General features: G+C 40.3%; 15 protein-coding genes. 6 read left to right on the top strand and 9 right to left on the bottom strand.

What is annotated here, in order from left to right:
• The first annotated feature begins 78 nt into the window (after positions 1-78).
• The 4 genes from ACTRWE_RS10110 to ACTRWE_RS10095 all read left to right on the top strand — a co-directional run bounded on the left by ACTRWE_RS10110 (position 79) and on the right by ACTRWE_RS10095 (position 4,089).
• The gene (locus tag ACTRWE_RS10110) at positions 79-543 is read left to right on the top strand and encodes an acyl-CoA thioesterase (RefSeq protein WP_024602547.1); all 465 of its coding nucleotides are present in this window, start codon (positions 79-81) and stop codon (positions 541-543) included.
• A gap of 245 nt (positions 544-788) precedes the next feature.
• The gene (locus ACTRWE_RS10105) at positions 789-1,358 is read left to right on the top strand and encodes an outer membrane beta-barrel protein (protein WP_462879940.1); all 570 of its coding nucleotides are present in this window, start codon (positions 789-791) and stop codon (positions 1,356-1,358) included.
• 172 nt (positions 1,359-1,530) lie between these two features.
• Complete coding sequence (gene tsaA / locus ACTRWE_RS10100; RefSeq protein ID WP_033103412.1) at positions 1,531-2,235, top strand: tRNA (N6-threonylcarbamoyladenosine(37)-N6)-methyltransferase TrmO; 705 nt, start codon at positions 1,531-1,533, stop codon at positions 2,233-2,235.
• 129 nt (positions 2,236-2,364) lie between these two features.
• Positions 2,365-4,089 (top strand): proline--tRNA ligase, encoded by a 1,725-nt coding sequence (locus tag ACTRWE_RS10095; RefSeq protein WP_033103411.1) that lies wholly within the window; start codon positions 2,365-2,367, stop codon positions 4,087-4,089.
• Between the two features lie 161 nt (positions 4,090-4,250).
• On the opposite strand, the gene ACTRWE_RS10090 is transcribed toward ACTRWE_RS10095, so the two are convergent.
• Genes ACTRWE_RS10090 through ACTRWE_RS10080 form a run of 3 tightly spaced genes read right to left on the bottom strand, consistent with a single transcriptional unit; the run spans position 4,251 to position 7,049 of the window.
• Positions 4,251-5,459: an ABC transporter permease gene (locus tag ACTRWE_RS10090; protein WP_090493040.1), complete on the bottom strand. Its 1,209-nt coding sequence runs from the start codon at positions 5,457-5,459 to the stop codon at positions 4,251-4,253.
• A complete protein-coding gene (locus ACTRWE_RS10085; protein ID WP_462879939.1) occupies positions 5,452-6,240 on the bottom strand; it encodes an ABC transporter ATP-binding protein in 789 nt (262 codons plus the stop codon). Before ACTRWE_RS10085 ends, ACTRWE_RS10090 begins: the two co-directional genes overlap by 8 nt.
• Complete coding sequence (locus tag ACTRWE_RS10080; RefSeq protein WP_462879938.1) at positions 6,237-7,049, bottom strand: DUF3025 domain-containing protein; 813 nt, start codon at positions 7,047-7,049, stop codon at positions 6,237-6,239. Before ACTRWE_RS10080 ends, ACTRWE_RS10085 begins: the two co-directional genes overlap by 4 nt.
• Positions 7,050-7,156: 107 nt before the next feature.
• On the opposite strand from ACTRWE_RS10080, the gene ACTRWE_RS10075 reads away from it, so the two are divergent.
• Positions 7,157-8,785 (top strand): M28 family metallopeptidase, encoded by a 1,629-nt coding sequence (locus ACTRWE_RS10075; RefSeq protein WP_462879937.1) that lies wholly within the window; start codon positions 7,157-7,159, stop codon positions 8,783-8,785.
• An 85-nt stretch (positions 8,786-8,870) separates the two neighbouring features.
• The gene (locus ACTRWE_RS10070) at positions 8,871-10,040 is read left to right on the top strand and encodes a putative manganese transporter (RefSeq protein WP_462879936.1); all 1,170 of its coding nucleotides are present in this window, start codon (positions 8,871-8,873) and stop codon (positions 10,038-10,040) included.
• An 80-nt stretch (positions 10,041-10,120) separates the two neighbouring features.
• Here the strand turns inward: ACTRWE_RS10070 and ACTRWE_RS10065 are convergent, their stop codons facing one another.
• The 6 genes from ACTRWE_RS10065 to seqA all read right to left on the bottom strand — a co-directional run bounded on the left by ACTRWE_RS10065 (position 10,121) and on the right by seqA (position 17,520).
• Complete coding sequence (locus tag ACTRWE_RS10065) at positions 10,121-11,689, bottom strand: dihydrolipoyllysine-residue acetyltransferase (protein WP_058154663.1); 1,569 nt, start codon at positions 11,687-11,689, stop codon at positions 10,121-10,123.
• A gap of 8 nt (positions 11,690-11,697) precedes the next feature.
• On the bottom strand, positions 11,698-12,675 hold the full coding sequence (locus ACTRWE_RS10060; RefSeq protein ID WP_013464999.1) for an alpha-ketoacid dehydrogenase subunit beta: 978 nt from the start codon (positions 12,673-12,675) through the stop codon (positions 11,698-11,700).
• Entirely contained in the window at positions 12,675-13,889 is a 1,215-nt protein-coding gene (locus tag ACTRWE_RS10055; protein WP_096038451.1) for a thiamine pyrophosphate-dependent dehydrogenase E1 component subunit alpha, read from the bottom strand. Before ACTRWE_RS10055 ends, ACTRWE_RS10060 begins: the two co-directional genes overlap by 1 nt.
• A 265-nt stretch (positions 13,890-14,154) precedes the next feature.
• A complete protein-coding gene (astE, locus tag ACTRWE_RS10050; RefSeq protein ID WP_036954674.1) occupies positions 14,155-15,207 on the bottom strand; it encodes a succinylglutamate desuccinylase in 1,053 nt (350 codons plus the stop codon).
• Between the two features lie 81 nt (positions 15,208-15,288).
• Positions 15,289-16,926, bottom strand: a complete 1,638-nt coding sequence (gene pgm, locus ACTRWE_RS10045) for a phosphoglucomutase (alpha-D-glucose-1,6-bisphosphate-dependent) (RefSeq protein ID WP_462879935.1) — start codon at positions 16,924-16,926, stop codon at positions 15,289-15,291.
• Between the two features lie 9 nt (positions 16,927-16,935).
• Positions 16,936-17,520: a replication initiation negative regulator SeqA gene (gene seqA, locus ACTRWE_RS10040; protein WP_010390110.1), complete on the bottom strand. Its 585-nt coding sequence runs from the start codon at positions 17,518-17,520 to the stop codon at positions 16,936-16,938.
• Positions 17,521-17,580: the final 60 nt, after the last annotated feature.

The raw sequence follows: 17,580 nt of genomic DNA, 5'->3' as shown, positions 1-17,580 counted from the left end.
ACTTATCCTAAATTGCAGGGGCTTCGGCCCCTTTTTTGCGCTATGCTGTTAAGTAATATGAATAAATGAGAGTATGTTATGGCGTCGTCGAGTGTAATTTTTCGTTTTTTAGCAGAGCCTACCGATGTAAATTTTGGTGGCAAGGTGCATGGCGGTGTGGTCATGAAGTGGATTGACCAAGCAGGCTATGCCTGTGCTGCAGGTTGGAGCGGTCATTACTGCGTAACCGTATCGGTTGCGGGCGTTAAGTTTAGCCGTCCTATTTTGGTTGGCCAAATTGTCGAAGTGGAAGCCAAAATTGCACACACCGGTAAAACCAGTATGCAAATTTTCATTCAAGTACGCTGTGGCGACCCTAAAACCCAAAACTTAGTTGAAACTAATCATTGTGTAATAAGTTTTGTTGCTATGGATGAGACGGGTTACCCTGTTGCCGTTCCTGAATTCACATCTGTTACTGACGAAGATAAAAAGCTAGAAAATTACGCCATTAAAATGAAACAAATAGCGATAGAAACAGAAAACTTACTTTATCAAGTTTAATTAAGTACCTTTTGCAGGTATGTATAAACTACAACAAGCTGTAAATTCTACAATTTTTATTTTTTACAAATTAACAGTACGCTTAACAGCTGGATGTTTTGCGTACTTAAACCACCAAAAAAGTTCAATAAATACACTTTAAGAGCAAATATTAAACAAAAAAATTATTGGCATGTTCACTGCAATAAATCGACGTTTGATGAATCTATCGAACATTAGATTTTATTTTTTAAAGGAGCTATACAATGATTAAAACACTTTCTCTTTCTGCACTTGCTTTAGCAACACTGGGTTTTAATTCAGCAGCACAGGCTGATGTTACCGACATGGACTCTCCACGTGTTTATACGGGTATTGGTTACGGCCAATATTCATTTCAGTTTGAAGATAGCGAAAACGACACCGATTTCGATGACGACGCGCAAATGTTAAAAGGTTATATCGGTACTCAATTTAATGAACATTTAAGCCTTGAACTTGCCTATCAAAATTTTGATGAAGTGAGTGACATAGACAGTAAAGCAGAAATTGATGGGGTATCACTAGCAGCGCGTTTTGCAGCGCCAATCACTGAAGATTTTTCTGTTTATGCAAAAGGCGGTTGGTTTGAATGGGATGCTGATTTAACTCAAGAACTACCAGTAGGCAGCGTTAGCGTATCACAAGACGGTGGTGACGTATTTTATGGTGCAGGTATTGAATATGCTTTCACGACCAATATGCAAGTGCGTTTAGAGTATGAGCGTTACGAATTAGATGATGATATTGATCCAGAAATGGACGTTGCGTCAGTATCTTTCCAATATATGTTTTAATAACAACTCAATAGTTGCAATATAAGGGTAAGGCTAGGTTTAGCCTTGCCCTTTTTTATTCCACATTTAAACCAGTCAGTCTAAACTCTCTTTATGCTGATTATATTAAGCTAATGCCACCAATGGTAATTACAGGTAGAATACCCCCCTATTTTATTTGTTAGCGAGCATTATGAGCGATTATCAGATTTCGGCTATTGGCCATATTCAATCACCGTATAAACAAAAGTTTGCCATTCCTAGACAACCTCGATTAGTGCCAGAAGCAAAAGCTAAACTTATTTTTGCTCCAGATTTTAATCGTGAAGAATTTGTTCGTGGTTTAGATGAATTTAGCCATATTTGGCTATTATTTCGTTTTCATGAAACCGCAGATAAAGGCTATTCAGCAATGGTGCGCCCGCCGCGCCTTGGTGGCAATGAGCGTAAAGGCGTTTTTGCCACACGCGCTACATTCAGACCTAACGCTATAGGGATGAGTGCTGTTAAGTTAGAGGGAATTGAATACAAAAATGGGCAGTTAGCGTTATTGCTCGCCGGTATTGATTTACTTGATGGTACACCTATTGTTGATATTAAGCCTTATTTGCCCTATTCAGACGCTTTACCTGATGCCAGTGCAGGCTTTGCCGACACGCGCCCAGAAACTCACATGAGTGTTGAATTTAGTGAGCAAGCTTTGGAATTTATAAATAAACAAAGCCACTATCCTGAGCTACAAGCGTTTATTAGTAATGTACTAAAACAAGACCCTCGCCCAGCGTATAAAAAGCAAAAACAAGGCATGCAAAGTTATGGTATGAATTTGTATGAATACAACATTACTTGGCAAGTGACTGACTCTCATCATCTGGTTACTCATATAGAGCTCAGTTAAACTAACTTTAAGACCCTGCTATGGCTATAAAATGCGATAAAAAATCACTTAGCGCTTTAGTGTCAATGCATCCGCTGGTAAACTGAGCGCCTTAATTAAAAGAACATATTACTCTATTTCGGAAAAAACATGCGTACTAGTCAATATATACTCGCTACACTTAAAGAAACGCCATCAGATGCGGAAATTGTATCGCATCAATTAATGCTTAGAGCCGGAATGATCCGTCGCGTCGCTTCGGGTTTATACACTTGGCTACCCTCTGGTTTACGTGTGCTTAGAAAAGTAGAAAACATTGTACGCGAAGAAATGGATAAAGCAGGCGCAATTGAAATGCTAATGCCAGTAATTCAACCGGCTGACTTATGGGAAGAATCGGGCCGCTGGAGTGAGTTTGGTCCTGAGCTTATGCGCTTTACCGATCGTCACAATCGTGAATTTGCTATGGGTCCTACCCATGAAGAAGTGATCACCGATTTTGTCCGCAAAGAAATTAACAGCTACAAGCAACTGCCTATTACTTTGTACCAAGTACAAACTAAAGTACGTGACGAACGTCGTCCGCGCTTTGGTGTTATGCGTGCTCGTGAATTTACTATGAAAGATGCCTACTCATTCCATTTAACCGATGAATGTTTAGATGCAACTTATCAAGTTATGCACAAAGCCTACTGTAATATTTTTGAACGTTTAGGTCTTGATTTCCGCCCTGTTATTGCTGATACCGGCTCTATTGGCGGTAGTGTATCGCATGAGTTTCACGTACTTGCTGAATCTGGCGAAGACGCTATTGCCTTTAGTGATGCTAGTGACTACGCCGCTAATATTGAAAAAGCTGAAGCGCTAGCGCCAACTGAATCGCGCCCTGAAGCAAGCAAAGAGCTAAAAGCATTCCCAACGCCTGATGCTAAAACAATTAATGAGCTGAAAAAACACTATGGTGTAAAACCACATCGCGGTGTTAAAACACTGATTGTTTATGGCGCCCCTGATGAAGACGGAAAACGTGGCTTAGTTGCACTAGTACTGCGTGGCGATCACGAGCTTAATGAACTTAAAGCTGAAAAACACCCACTGGTTGCTGCACCATTAGAAATGGCAACCGAGGCAGATATTGTGGCTGCCATTGGCGCAAAACCGGGTTCTTTAGGCCCTGTTGGCTTAAACATGCCAATTATTGTTGATAGAACAGCGAATGTAATGGCTGATTTTGTAGCTGGTGCCAACAAAGACGATGAGCACTTTAGTGGTATTAACTGGGATCGCGACGTAACAGACTACGAAGTTGCTGATATCCGTAATATTGTTGAGGGCGATCCTAGCCCGTGTGGTCAAGGCACGTTGCAAATTAAGCGCGGTATTGAAGTTGGTCATATTTTCCAACTAGGTACTAAGTACTCAGAAGCAATGAAAGCAGGTGTACTGAGCGAATCAGGTAAAAACCAAACAATGACTATGGGTTGTTATGGTATTGGTGTATCGCGTGTTGTTGCTGCAGCTATTGAGCAAAATAACGACCAATACGGTATTACCTGGCCTAAAGCCATCGCCCCTTTCGATTTAGCAATTGTGCCAATGAATATGCATAAATCGCATCGTATCCCTGATATTGCTAATAATCTATATCAAGGTTTGAAAGATGCAGGTTTAGATGTGCTATTTGATGACCGTAAAGAGCGCCCTGGTGTTATGTTTAACGACATGGAATTACTCGGTGTACCTTACACGCTTGTAATTGGTGAGCGTAACCTTGATGAAAACAAGGTAGAACTTAAAAACCGCCGCACTGGTGAAAAGCTAATGATAGATATTGATAGCGCGATTGAAACAATCAAAAATCAATTTAATGCATAAGCTTAAAATTAATTAAAAAACCGCTGTATGATTTTTTCATACAGCGGTTTTTTATTAATTCCTGTAAGCCAAGCTCGATTTTTTAAGTACTCATTTCAGCACTAAAACCTAATAATAATTAATAAAAAAGGTCGCTCTGCGACCTTTTTTATACTTATGAATTATCTAAACAACACATCTTCACGGTTAAACCATTTCACACAAAATGCCAGTAGTGCCCCAGCGATGAGTGCTGTTGCTAGGAATATCAATCCCACCAGCGTGTAATCAACGGTGCCTTTAACAATTTCTTTAATCGCTAAGGCGACGTTAGTTACCGGAATAAACGCCGTTTTCGAGGTCAGTTCCATGTTAGGCATTATTGAAATAATAATCGGGAAAAACACGACCATACTTAATGGCGTCATGTAATTTTGCGCTTCTTTAAACGAGCGTGCATAGATTGATATTGCCAGAGCTAATGCAGAAAAGGTTGCAGCTATAGGCAATAATAAGACAAAAATCATTAGTAAGTCTGTGATAGCCAATGTACTAAAAGCGGCTTTGATAAATTCAAGATCAGCAAAAGCCAGCGCTAAGGCTATCCAACACCCCATACTAATAACGGTTATCGTGGTTGATGCAATTGACGTAGTGAGTAGAGTAATGAATTTACCCAATACTAGCTCGGTACGAGTAATAGGTGTAAGTAATAAAGTTTCTAAGGTACCTCGTTCTTTTTCACCGGCCCCTAAATCAATAGCCGGATACGTTGCGCCTACCAGTACTAACGGAATAAGTAGATAAGGTAAAAACCCACCCACTTTTTCACCTAGGTTTTCGCGCTTATCGGCAGTGTCTACTTTAACTACATTAACTGGCTTTAAAATAGCTTCTTGTGCGCTTTTATCTATACCAAAGCTCAATAATTTACTTTCTTGTAAAGTATCACTGTACTCTTTAGCAAGCTCTTTGACACGCTCAAATAAGAAGTTAATTGATTTTGAATCATTGAATACAACTTGCCATTCGCTTTGCTTTTGCTCATTTAATGTTTGCACTGCATCACTTGGCAGGTATATTCCCATGTCGATATCGCCGGCGTTTACACCAGCTTTTAGCTCCTCAACACTGTTGAAGGTTTTATCACCTTTATATAACTCAAAGCTTTTGTGATAAAATACTTTATCAGTAAATTCTGGTGCATAGTCGCCATTGATAATCACATAGGTATTTACTTTTTGTTCAGCATCAAGCGCAGCTTGCGAGGATATAAACGCAACCACAGCAAATAACAACGGGAAAACCACAATGGGAAATACCACCACGAACAATAAGGTTTTTTTATCGCGTAGCAGCTCGGTTAATTCCTTTTTAAATACTTCAAACATCATGTTTCTCCGTTAATATGTTCATAAACGCTTGGTTTAATTCTTCACTGTTGCCTGCCTGTTTAAATTCAGCGAGCGTGCCATCAAAACAACTAACGCCTTCATTAATCACCGCAACGCGGTCACATAAAAGGGCTACTTCATCTAAATGATGCGTAGAAAAAATAACAGGAGTACCTTGTGCCTTTAAGCCTTTAATAAAGTTGATCACCGTTTGGGTGGTCATAATGTCGAGGCCGGTAGTTGGCTCATCAAGAATAACAACGTCTGGATGATGTACCACAGCACGCGCAATGTTGGCTTTTTGCTTCATGCCGGTTGATAGGTTCTCAGCGCGTTTATCAATAAATTTATGCATATCAAGTAAGGTAAATAATTCTTCACAGCGTGCCTTAATAGCCTGCTTGCTCATGCCGTGCAGTTTTGCAAAGTACTCTATGTTTTCTTTTACCGTTAAACGACCATATAAACCAGTCGAGCCGGATAAAAAACCAATACACTTACGCCCAATGAGTGGCATTTTAATTATGTCGTTTCCTGCAATAGTAATACTGCCATCATCCGGTTTTAAAGCGGTAGAGATCATTCTTAATGTTGTGGTTTTGCCCGCGCCATTCGGTCCTAATAGCCCTAGTACTTCGCCTTTTGCACAGCTAAAGCTGACATTTTTAACCGAGTGAAAATAATCTTTATCTTCACGGGGGTCTATATCATCTATTTTATTTTTTTTATGATCTTTAGTGAGCTTAAACTTCTTTTTAAGCGCGGTAACTTCTATCATTTTAGTGTCCTTCGTTTCGGTCTAAAATAGTCCGTGTTATCGTAAAATGATGGATTGTTATTCTCATCAAACCAACCAGGAACACCTAATAAAGGTAAAGGTGAAAGCTGTTTGTTATCGGCTAAACAATCATCAGTTTTAATCATCTCATAAAGGCGCTGATCTAGGTACTGGTATTGCGTTACTAAATCTTTACAAAATATTTCATCCGGTACATTTACAAATAAGGCTTTGCCAGTCAGTCCAATATAAGGTTTGGTTAACATTTCATAATTAGCATGGCCAAACATGAAAGGCGCAATGGTTTTACCCCACTGTACTTTGTGCTCTACAAATGCAGTTTTCCATTGATGATCTCTTAACCACTCTTTCCACTGTGATTCGCTGACAGCTAGCACAACCCCACACTCGTCAAACAAGGTCAGTGCGTTACGGTGTTTACTTCGTTGTTTTAATCCATGCAACGCTATTTCATCAACATGACGCTGATTAATAAGGGCTTTTGTTTTTGGAAATAAGCACCAAATAAAACCACCAAACAGATCATGCCAGTTTTGTTGTCGGGTGGGCACGTCCCCTGTTTCAAAAATGACTTGTTCATAATAGCGCTCAGCAAAATCAACCTTGGCATCATCGACAAAACGAATGGGGAGGTTATTAGCATTGATGGCGTTTAAATACGGGGTAAAGTACGCAGGCTCAGGCCAGTCTGTTTGCTGATCTATTTTAAACAGCTGACGAAGGTGCTCAAATGCACCTCCATTTATACTCGTTACTTGAAATTGTTCTGGGGGAGTAAAACGCTTCATTGTTACCTTTACTGTACATTTTTATCAGCAACAGTTTACCGCAAAAACTGGTTCTAATTAACAGAAGTTCATATACTAACGCCACTTAGAACAAAAAAAGAGCCAATATGAAACGTTATTTTTCTTTGACCCTAATAACAACGGCAATTTTAGCCGGCTGTGCAACAACAAGTATTACATCTGATGATGTCGCTAAAGGCTACAACAGCATTCAAGCGGATGAAATTGCTAAGCATGTAAAAGTGTTAGCTTCTGATGAATTTGGTGGACGTGCTCCTTCATCTGAAGGTGAAAAGCTTACGCTTGATTACTTAACAAAAGAATTTACTGCTTTAGGCTTTGAGCCGGGTAATGGCGACAGCTTTTTCCAAGAAGTCCCGCTTGTATCATTAGAAGCAGACTCTGACATGGTGCTTAATATTGGCGGTAAAGACTACCAATACAAAAAAGACATGGTAATGGGTAGTAGCCGTATAAGTGCGCAAGAAGGGATTGAAAATTCAGAGCTGGTATTTGTCGGCTACGGTGTTAACGCACCTGAATATAATTGGAATGATTACGAAGGCCTAGATGTTAAGGGTAAAACCGTCGTGATGCTGGTAAATGATCCTGGTTTTGCAACTAAAGATCCAAACTTATTTACCGGTGATGCCATGACCTATTACGGGCGCTGGACTTATAAATACGAAGAAGCAAGCCGTCAAGGTGCAGCGGGCGCTATTATCATTCATGAAACGGCTCCTGCTTCTTACCCTTGGTCAGTGGTTGAGAACTCGTGGAGTGGCGAGCAGTTTGGTTTTGTAAAAGATAATAACAACATGGATCGTGTTGCTGTTGAAGGTTGGGTTACTGTTGATGTAGCAAAAGAGCTATTTACTAAAGCAGGCCTTGATTTTGATACTGCTAAAGCAGAAGCAGCTAAAGGTGCTTACCATGTAGATATGGGCGATTTAGCTGCCACTGTGAATGTAAAAAATACCATCAAAAAATCGGTATCTTATAACTTTATTGCCACTCTTCCCGGTAGTAAAACGCCAGATGAGCATATTATTTACTCTGCGCATTGGGATCATTTAGGAACGGATAAAAATCGTAAAGGCGATCAAATTTATAATGGTGCCCACGATAATGCGACAGGTACAGCCGGTATGATCGAAGTGGCTGAAGCATTTACCAAACTAGGTAAACGCCCTGACCGCTCAATGACCTTTTTAGCGGTAACCGCTGAAGAACAAGGTTTATTAGGCTCGAAATATTATGCTGCGAATCCAGTTATTCCAGCTAATAAAACCGTTGCAAATATTAATATGGACAGCTTAAACCTATTAGGTAAAGTAAAAGATATTAGTGTGGTGGGTATTGGTAAATCACAAATGGATGAGCTATTAGCAACTGCGGCCAAAGAGCAAGGCAGAAAAGTATCGGGCGACCCTAAACCATCTTCAGGTGGTTACTACCGCTCAGATCACTTTGCCTTTGCTAATATGGGTGTTCCTGCCATGTATGCCGGTGGCGGTACACAAGCGTTTGATGAAGAAACTGCAAATTACCGTAAGCGTATGAGCTTAGTACTGCGTGGTTGTTACCACCAACCTTGTGATAGATACCGTGATGAGTGGGATTTATCAGGTGCGGTTCAAGATTTACAATTATTTTATAAAGTAGGTTTTGATATTTCACAACAAACTCAGTGGCCTACGTGGAATGAAAACTCAGAGTTTCAACGTAAAAAATAACTACTGCGCCAACACGTAAATGATATTGATTATCATTTGATAAAATAGTACAGTGCGATCTCATTCTTTAATTAGGTCGTACTGTATGTTTTTAACATCCCATTTAGGAGTTATTTCGCCAGCTGCAAAACGTGTTTTTCATCAAAATAAACGCCTAATTTTACCTCTGTTAATTTTAGTCTGTTTAGCCCTGCCCGGTTCACGCGCCATAACAATTACTGCACTGAGTGATGCTTTTTTTCAAGTCAGTGTGTTTGTTGTTGCGACCTTATTTATTTACTACTACGCGATTGATCATTTACCCCAACTAAAGCTTCGTTACCTAAATGCTAAGTCACCGGTATTAGAGGTCAGCTTTGCTGCTTTTTTAGGCATGTTACCAGGCTGTGGTGGCGCGATTATTGTGGTGACTCAATTTACAAAAGGCCAAGCTAGCTTTGGCGCAATTGTTGCTGTATTAACGGCCACTATGGGTGATGCCGCGTTTTTATTATTAGCGACTCGCCCTACCGAGGGTTTAACCATCATGGCAATAGGGTTTGTGGTTGGCTCAGTAACGGGTTTAATCGTCAACACACTTCATAAAACAGGCTACTTATGCCCAACTGATCAAAAGCACACACCACAGGTTACCCTTTTACCGACGAAAATAATTACGCTCAGTAAGCCTATTTGGTACATCGCTATTATTCCGGGGTTACTCATTGCCTTTTTACTCGCTTTTAATATTGATTTGAGCCAATTTGGGCAGTACACCACAATCACTGTTACTCATTTTGGCGCATTAATGGCGTTGTTTGTCGTATTTATGTGGGCGTTATCTTCAAAAGGTGAAAGCTATAAAGAAGTAACCTCAGAAGATGATATATGCAGTCCACCTTCAAAACTCACAAAAGTACTACAAGATACTCATTTTGTAACCGCGTGGGTGGTTGCCTCCTTTATATTATTTGAACTACTGGTGACAGTGTTTGGTCTTGATTTAAAAACATGGTTTTTAAATTATGCTTATATGGCCCCGCTCATAGCGGTATTAATTGGTTTTTTACCTGGCTGTGGCCCGCAAATAATTGTTACCACTTTATATATTCAAGGGGTTATTCCGTTTAGCGCATTAGCGGCCAATGCCATTTCCAACGATGGCGATGCGCTTTTCCCAGCCATTGCCATGACACCTAAAGCGGCTATTATTGCTACAATTTATACCGCCATACCGGCATTAATGGTTGGTTATGGCCTGTATTTTCTGAGCTAAATCAGTCTAGCTTTTATTTATTTAGTTATAAAAAAACCAGCTAGTTGCTGGTTTTTTAATTTATAAATGAATATAAAGACTTAGCGCATAGCCATCATCATTTTAGCTGGCTGCTCTAAGTATTCTTTCCATAAATTATTAAAGCGCGCGATAGTGCCGCCATCAATTACACGGTGATCCCCTGACCAACTTACTTGCATAATTGCACGCGATACCACTTGCCCTTGCTCGTCAAAGCGCGGAAGGTGCTGTAATTTACCTAAGGCAACAATCGCCACTTCTGGCTTATTAATAATTGGTGTAGCTATAGTGCCACCAATCGCACCAATATTAGAAATACTAATAGTACCGCCTTTTAAATCATCTGGTGCTACGCGGCCTTCTCGAGCTGAGTCAGTTAATTGCGTTAAATTATTAGCCACCTCTACAATACTCTTAGTTTGGCAGGCTTTAATATTTGGTACTAATAAGCCCACTTTAGAGTCCACTGCAACCCCAATATTGTGATCATCATAGTAGGTAATTTCACTGCAATCATCATTTACTTTTGAGTTAAGTACCGGGAATTCAGTCATTGCCAAAGATAATGCCTTAATAAAAAACGGCATCATCGTAAGTTTAACGCCCTGTGCTTTATATTGCTCTTTAAGATCAGTTCGAAGTGCAATTAAATCAGTTAGATCAATTTCGTCACTGTAAGTAAAGTGCGGAATCGTTGAAACTGAAGCCACCATTTGTTTTGCCATGGCCGCTTTAATGCCTTTAATTACTTCTGTTCGCGTTCCACCCGCGCTAGTTGCGTGTTCAGTACTACGAGTGTTTTTACTCTGGGTAGTTTGTGGCTTGTTAAGCTCAGAGGTATCCATGCCAGATGGCACTTCATTTTTTATAAACGCTTCAATATCTTGTTTATAAATACGGCCATTTTTACCACTACCTGGTACGCAGGTTAAATCAACGTCAAGCTCACGCGCTTTACGCCTAACCGCCGGTGATGCAACCGCTTTTTCGTTAACTATTGCAGTTTGCGTTTGCTTAGCAGGTGCGTCTGACGTTGCGTTACTTTGTGCTTTTACAACTGCTTGGTTAACATCAACGTCTTCTTTTGCGACTTGCCCTGCAACCGTCATTTGAAATAATGGGCTATGCACCTTCGCAATTTCACCTTTTTGATAATACAGCTTTTGCACTGTACCGGTGTATTTAGCTGGTATTTGTACTAATGCTTTATCGGTCATTACATCACAAACGGCTTGATCTTCTTCTATTTCATCGCCCTCTGCAACTAACCATTCAACAATTTCACACTCAACAATACCTTCACCAATGTCGGGTAAAATAAAGTCTTCTAAGTGTTCACGAGTACTTGTTGGTGAAGAAGCTGTTTGAGTCTCTTCACTAGGCGCTTCACCGGCAACATCCATTGCAAATAACGGCGCATGTACTTTAGCAATATCGCCTTTTTTACAATGCAGCTTAGTGATCACCCCATCGTGTACCGCTGGAATTTGCACTAAGGCTTTATCTGTCATCACATCACAAATAGGCTGATCTTCTTTTACAGTGTCGCCCTCTTGTACCAGCCATTCGACTACTTCGCATTCAACTATGCCTTCACCAATGTCAGGTAATATAAAATCTTTAGCCATGGAAACCCCTAAAAGTTCACTGATTGTTTAATTGCGGCCATTACTTTTAATGCATCTGGAACATATTCTTTTTCGAGCGCCAGCGGGTATGGCGTATCTAGGCCACAAACACGTAAAATAGGCGACTCTAAATGCAGAAAACACTCTTGAGCGATGGTTGCGGCTATTTCTGCGCCAAAACCGTTAGTAATAGGTGCTTCATGACTAACAATAAGACGGCCTGTTTTAGTCACTGATTTAGCAATCGTTTCAACATCCCATGGTAAAATACTGCGAAGGTCAATCACTTCACAGCTAATGCCCTGTTCACTGGCTTGCTTTGCCGCTGCTTCTATAATTTCCATTTGTGCACCCCACGCTAATAAAGTAACGTCAGTACCCTCTTGAACCACTTCAGCTTTACCAAGTTCAATGCTGTAATCTTCCTCAGGCACTTCACCAGTTGAAGCACGGTATAAACGTTTGGGCTCAAAAAATAGCACTGGGTTGTCGTCTTTAATACACGCACGCAGTAAGCCTTTAGCTTGGTACGGGTTACGCGGCACGACAATTTTTAACCCTGGCGTGTGAGCAAAGTACGCTTCTGGCGATTGCGAGTGATACAAACCACCAGCAATACCGCCACCGTAAGGTGTACGAATCGTTAGATTACCCACATTAAACTCATTACCACTACGATAACGAAACTTAGCCGATTCATTCACAATTTGATCAAACGCAGGAAAGATGTAATCAGCAAATTGAATCTCTGCCAATGCAGGTGCACCAAAGGCTGCCAAACCATTTGCAAAGCCTAAAATACCTTGCTCTGTGAGCGGGGTATTGAATACGCGATGCTTACCGTACTTTTCTTGTAACCCTGATGTTGCTCTAAAAACACCGCCAAAATAACCCACGTCTTCACCAAAAATACACGCTTGAGGATGTTCATTCATGGTGATATCTAAAGCAGAATTAATTGCATGTAGCATGTTCATTTTAGCCATTACTTAATTCTCCCTGCTGTTGTTGGGTAGGCGTCTGGATGTGCTTTTATATGCGTTTTAAGTTCATCATATTGACGTTGTAAAGATGGAATTGGCGTATCGTAAACATCTGAAATTAGCTCTTCTAACGCCGGCTTATCAATTACTTCAGCGCGTTTTAGTGCCGCTAAAATATCATCACGAATTGTTTCTTTCGCTTTGATATCTTCTGCGTCATCTAACCAATTTTGTTTTACTAACCATTTTCTAAAGCGCTCAATTGGGCATGTTTTATAGTTTGCTTCTTCATCTTTTGAACGGTAACCGCTTGGATCATCTGATGTTGAATGCGCACCTAAACGATACGCTATCGATTCAATTAATACCGGTTCACCTTGTGTTGCAGCAATTTCGCGGGCTTTTTTAGTAGCCGCGTAAACGGCGAGCGCATCACTGCCATCAACACGAATGGTTTTAATACCATAACCCACACCACGCGATGCAATCCCATCGCCTTTAAATTGCTCATCGGCTGGGGTTGAAATAGCATAACCATTGTTACGTGCAAAAAAGATAACCGGTGCTTTATGTACTGCAGCCATATTTAAGCCTGCATGAAAGTCACCTTCTGAGGCAGCCCCTTCACCAAAATAACAAATAGTAACGTTATCAATAGTACTTGCTAGTTCACCTGTTTTAGCATCAATGTGTTTTACTTTTTGACCATATGCGTAACCCGTAGCCTGTGGAATTTGTGTTCCCAAAGGTGATGAAATGGTCATGTAGTTAAGTGCTTTAGAACCATAATGGATCGGCATTTGACGGCCTTTACCTAAATCTAATTCATTCGAAAACATTTGGTTCATAAATTGATCAAGGGTAAAACCACGATAGTGTAAGGCTGCTTGTTCACGGTATTGCGCCATGATCATGTCATCTTGTTCAAGGGCTGCAGCAGAGGCTGTTACCGCCGCTTCTTCCCCTAAACACTGCATGTAAAAGCTAACACGCCCTTGGCGTTGAGCACCCTGCATACGTTCATCCAATAAACGAATAAAACGCATGGTTTCGTATAATTTAATAGCGGTGTGTTTAGAAATATCAGGTGCAGGAGCACTAGGATGAATGTCGCCGTCCTCAGTTAAAATACTCAGGGTTGGAATATTAAGTGCGTGGCCGTCAATAAACTCAAGCTCATGATTAATATTCAGCGATACGTTATTGGGATTACTCATAACCTACCTTCTTTTGTTGTCGGTATCACAGCGCCCCTTTGGATTATTATTATGGGTGATAGTTGCTGAATAAACTTTGCAACATCTGCACTGTATTTAATTAAAGCTGCCAACACTTTACGTTAACGTAAAGTGTTATTCAACAAAACTGTGACCAAACAAAAGTAAATAATGAGCAAAAAACTGGCAAGTTAACTATACATATAATTAACCACTTATTAATCAGTTGGTTAAACTTTAATAACAAGTGGTCTGATGTGTTGATTTAGCTAAAGCGGCTATCCACTTGCATAGGGACTACTGTAAGTAATGCACGTTGCCCAATGGCTACCTGTGCGTTAGGAAAAATAATTGCTTCCCCTTCTACGTCGGCATATATGGCATTATCGCCATCGGTGGCTAAAAGCTCACCCTTTGCAAACCCTGTAAAATTCTCGGCATCGTCAGAAAACGGAAAACTAAAGTTTTGCTCTGTGCGGTTAATAGTTCGATGAACAGAAAACAACTCAAAGTCGCTTGCATTAAATTCTGGGTATTTTACTTCTTTTTGGCTAATTAATGCAGTTAGAGTTTGTTTTGTTTTTGCAAAGCGTGACATGTCGTTTTCACCAAAGGGTTTCACTTGCCCAAGCTCTACAGTAAATGAGTCGGCACCATGCACAAACGACGAATAGTAGCTAAACGTGGTGGCTGGCGACTTCATCATCAATACTGTATTCACACCACAGCTTAATAAGAACTGCAGTTGCGACTTTTTCCAAGGCTTGCCATGTAAGAATGGGTAAACAGCAAATTTTTCGTTTTTAGAACCGCGAATAGCGGTATGTAAATCATAATGACAGCGATACGTACCCTGCTCTGAACGGGCGTAAAAATCGCTAACATATTGCTCAAGTTTATCAGCGCGAACGCGTTCGTCGTTCATCGCTATACCATCAACAGTGTGGTGGCCGTTAAACAAGCGGTTTAAGTTCTCTTCTACAAATCGTTTACCAATATTAATTGACTGAGGATTACCAAAAATAAATAAAACCCGTTGTTGTAATTCAAGTTGCCCACTAATAATGTGTTTAATGAGTTCATCGCAAATTTCAATGGGGGCTGTCTCATTGCCATGAATGGCACTGGATAGCACCACATTTTTTGAGGTTATACAATCTGGTTCAAACTCAATCACTCCGGTATCGTGTATGGTTACTTTAGTCTGGTTGTTAAGCGTAAATTGACCTGCCTCTAAATGCCATTCATGGTTTCGCGAAAGCGTTAAAAAATCACCATCTTGTTTTAATTGATTAATATATTCTGCAGTGGCTGACATAACGATAAAAGCCCTTTTTTTTGTAAATTATAGATACAAAAACGGCTGATAAAATCAGCCGTTTTTAGTTGTAATTGCATATTAGCTAATCACTGAATCAACCAGTTTTTTAGCTTCTTTTTCTAATAAGGCCAAGTGCTCTTCGCCTTTAAATGATTCTAAGTAAATTTTATAAATATCTTCTGTACCTGACGGACGCGCCGCAAACCAGCCACTTTCAGTTACCACTTTTAGCCCACCAATAGCTGCATTATTACCTGGCGCATGAGTTAGCTTTTGTAAAATAGGCTCACCCGCTAAGGTATCTGCTTTTACGTCACCAGCACTGAGTGCTTTTAATCGCGACTTTTGCTCAGGCGTTGCTGGCGCATCTAGGCGTTTATAAAGTGGCGCACCAAACTCTTGCTCTAGTTCTTTATACAGCGCAGACGGTGTTTTACCTGTAACAGCAAGAATTTCAGCGGCGAGTAAGCCCATGATAAAGCCATCTTTATCTGTACACCAAACCGTGCCATCAAAACGTAAGAAAGCCGCTCCAGCGCTTTCTTCACCACCAAAGGCCAATTTGCCTTTGTTTAAACCCTCAACAAACCATTTAAAGCCAACGGGTACTTCTTTTACTTTACGCTTGTTGCGCTCAGTTACTTTGTCAATCATTGAGCTAGAAACAAGAGTTTTACCGATTTCAACACTGGCATCCCAATCACGATGCGTTAGTAAATAGTCAATCGCTACGGCTAAAAAGTGATTAGGATTCATTAACCCATCTGGTGTTACTATGCCGTGACGGTCATAATCAGGGTCATTACCAATCGATAAATCAAAATCATCTTTAAGGGCAATTAAATTAGCCATTGAATAAGGTGATGAGCAATCCATACGAATTTTGCCATCTTTATCAAGTGGCATAAATGCAAAACGCGGATCAACACTGTCATTTACAACGGTTAAATCTAGATTATATTTTTTAGCAATCACTGGCCAAAAGTTAATGCCTGAACCACCTAATGGATCGATACCTACTTTAATACCAGCATCACTAATCGCTTTTAAATTAACAATGTTTTCAAGATCATTAATGTACGGTGTCATTAAATCTTCATAGCGGATAAAACCAGAACGCGACGCTTTAGCAAATGGAAACAGTTCTACTTCAACTAAGTCTTCCATTAAAAGCTGATTGGCTCTATCTTCAATCCATTTTGTTACATCTGTATCTGCAGGACCGCCATTAGGTGGGTTATATTTGAACCCGCCATCTTCAGGAGGATTATGAGACGGAGTAACGACAATGCCATCGGCCAATTCATTTGGGTGATTTTTATTATAACTAACAATAGCGTGGCTAATTACTGGTGTTGGTGTGAAGTCGCCATTTTCTTGGGTGATCACTTGGACTTCATTAGCAACCAACACTTCAATTGCTGAGTTAAAGGCCGCCTCGCTCAGTGCGTGGGTATCTTTACCTAAAAATAACGGACCAAATATATCGTTTTGCTTTCTGTAATCACAAATAGCTTGGGTAATTGATAATATGTGCGATTCGTTAAATTTTACATCGTAGGCACAGCCTCGATGCCCTGAGGTGCCAAATGCAACACAATGCTCGGGGTTTTGCTCTAAGTCAGGCTCATTTAAATAATACGCAGACACTAACTTTGGTACATTCACTAAAACCGATTGTGGTGCAGTTTTCCCTGCGCCGGAATGAATTGCCATGGTCTTTCCTTAAAGATAATCACGAATTTTTTCAGCTTGCTCATTGCTGTAGCCTAAACTAAGTGCAACTTCATGCAGCATCATTTTTTTACGCGTGGTATTAGAATTGGTCATCACCCAATATTCACTGTCAGTGATATTTTTTGGGTTCATACTACTACCGCTATTCACTAAGTCTTCTTTACTGGTCGCGAAGTAAACACGATCTCGACCTTTAATATCTAACACCGCAGAGAAGTCTGTTTTATGCGTTCGATAAAATGCACTTAAAATAAATAAGAAACGACCTACAACGCCTTTTTGCATTGCCAGCTCTTCTTTATTTAAAATATTAAATACGTTCGCATTCTTTTTATTTACCGGCGGTTTCGCCACAGAGGCTGGCTGTTCAACGGCAGCAACTTGTTGTTCTTCAGATGGATTAGACACACTAACAGTTTCATTTTTATGATCAGTGTCTGATTTTGTAGTGTGAATTTTTTCGCCGCTGAGATTTAATAAACGACGTAAAATAGTCGATGCACTTTCACCAATACTCTGGGTATTGCTAGCAATGTACTGATATAACTCGTCGTCTATGTCGATTTGTTTCATGTTCTTCCTGTCATTACGGGTCACATTTTTCTTTCGATATGATTATACCCAAATCACCTC

The sequence above is a fragment of the Pseudoalteromonas sp. G5_S1_54_S4 genome (assembly GCF_054968565.1).
The sequence above is the reverse complement of the archived record's forward strand: the minus strand, read 5'-3'. Positions and strand labels throughout refer to the sequence as shown.